We start from the raw sequence: 1,699 nt of genomic DNA on the forward strand, positions 1-1,699 counted from the left end.
GTCATCGGCAAAAATGCCAGTCACTGGGCATGAATTGTTTACAGATAACCGAACATGATCAAGTAAAAGAAGTGGACCCCTTATATTGGTTGATTCTTAATGCAGACAGGTTTCGAACAGAATTGTTTCAACCCATCCCAGTTGCCCCAGATGCAATTTTTACATCGATTCGGTTGTCTTGGGGTAGAGATAGTCCGGTTTTCAACGCTTGTACTGAATGTTGGTGACATGTAGGTATCCGCCTTTCCAAATTTATGCAAACAGCATTTAAGTTGTCCAGAAACGAATCATCCTATTCCGCCAAGCAGTAATCCGCATCGTGAAAGTTCCGCTTGGATTCGATCCCATCTACCCTTGTCCCCTGCATACAAATATCAAAGGCCGGAGCTGCCCATTTTGGGCAACAGCCGGCCTTTTGGTGGTCCTATTTCTCATGATAAGTTGTCTTCGAAAATTATACAATGAATTTTCCAACTTACGCACGGAGCAAGTCGGACATTTTGTTTAATCGGAATGCGGTTTGCAGCATTTCCTCGCTCTTCGCCGGTTGCCCCTCTGTCATGGCCGCCACCTCCTCGGGACAAAACGAAGTATGAATCGGTTCGTTTAAAAAAACTTCCGGCATTCTACCTATGGCTCGAATCGCAAACATTTTCCACGCACTGATTCTCCCAGTTGTTGCAGAAGTCCTCATACACTTGCTCGACTCCGCTGTCGGATATCATGTGTCTGGCCAGAAAGTCATACCAGAACTGTTCGAAAGACAAGGGCATCCGGGTTCCATATTGGGAACGAAGGGTTACATAACGGTCCCAGATTTTGATTCGGAATGCTGCCAATTCATCACGTCGCTCCATGTCGGTTCGCCTTTAAGCGGCGCTGGTGTCGCTGGATATTTCTGACGTTTTCGCTTTTTCTTCGGAGAGCTTTTGAAATTGTTTCGCCCTTTCCAGATGAAAGGTACGTAATTGTTCGTGATACTGAGCCATTTTCATGTGCCAATCGTACATTTGCCTGACATAAGCGGCCTGGTCATGCGTATACATGGGCATTGCCTGTTTGATAAACTGCATTTGAAAACATTCCTCCTTGGGTTAGGTAAAGTTGATCTTACAGCATTAGTCTATGGCAGGCGCATAGAAGAGACAACGGCATCCGCCCGGTTTCCAGTAATTTTATCGGGTTGGTTGTCTATATGCAGGCGGAAACACCGCCTTTTGGGGACCTGACTCCTATGATGCATAAAGGATATGAAAATCGGAATAATATCAGTTGCATATTCTGAAAATGGCGAATGAAAAGGAGAAAGGTATGGAAAAAAGCGAACTTAAATCACAATTTAAACAGCGAATCCAAACGACAAGTAACAAATCTCCAATAATCTTGGATGGAAAGGCAAGTGAAAATGTTCCAACCGAGCCGAGTTTAATGGAGCGAACCAAAGAAGTGATGGAGAATATAGGAACCGAAATAAATAGCGTCTGACAGTATATGGCTTTTATAGCTTGGTCAACGTAACCTTTGAGATTATCGATGGGGACATTCCGTACAGATTGGAACAAGTAAACGTTTCTCATAATCAAAACCGGCCGGTTAGGGATCGCCCTGACCGACCGTTACAGTGTATTTTAGCCAACGAAATTCGGATTGGGCCCCGTACTATCCTTTGGGTTTTACGAACAATGCAGCGAGAAACGAA

3 protein-coding genes are annotated in these 1,699 nt (G+C 44.5%); 1 reads left to right on the plus strand and 2 read right to left on the minus strand.

From position 1 onward, the window contains the following. Positions 1–626: 626 nt before the first annotated feature. Together PCH05_RS27000 and PCH05_RS27005 are read right to left on the minus strand one after the other, a co-directional pair. Positions 627–857, minus strand: coding sequence for a hypothetical protein (locus tag PCH05_RS27000; protein ID WP_127607811.1), 231 nt, complete (start codon positions 855–857; stop codon positions 627–629). Positions 858–869: 12 nt separating this feature from the next. After that, positions 870–1,073 carry a hypothetical protein gene (locus PCH05_RS27005; protein WP_023559066.1) on the minus strand — a complete coding sequence of 68 codons (204 nt, stop codon included), beginning with the start codon at positions 1,071–1,073 and terminating at the stop codon, positions 870–872. A 238-nt stretch (positions 1,074–1,311) separates the two neighbouring features. Between PCH05_RS27005 and PCH05_RS27010 the strand changes: the two genes are divergently transcribed. Beyond that, positions 1,312–1,485 carry a hypothetical protein gene (locus PCH05_RS27010; protein ID WP_164766821.1) on the plus strand — a complete coding sequence of 58 codons (174 nt, stop codon included), beginning with the start codon at positions 1,312–1,314 and terminating at the stop codon, positions 1,483–1,485. Positions 1,486–1,699: the final 214 nt, after the last annotated feature.

The sequence above is a fragment of the Paenibacillus chibensis genome, assembly GCF_004001045.1.
Taxonomy (GTDB): Bacteria; Bacillota; Bacilli; order Paenibacillales; family Paenibacillaceae; genus Paenibacillus_AQ; species Paenibacillus_AQ chibensis.

Bases quoted from the DNA above. Each gene is read 5' to 3' on its own strand.
- PCH05_RS27005 (WP_023559066.1), bottom strand. From the start codon at position 1,073: ATGCAGTTTATCAAACAGGCAATGCCCATGTATACGCATGACCAGGCC.
- PCH05_RS27000 (WP_127607811.1), bottom strand. From the start codon at position 857: ATGGAGCGACGTGATGAATTGGCAGCATTCCGAATCAAAATCTGGGAC.
- PCH05_RS27010 (WP_164766821.1), top strand. From the start codon at position 1,312: ATGGAAAAAAGCGAACTTAAATCACAATTTAAACAGCGAATCCAAACG.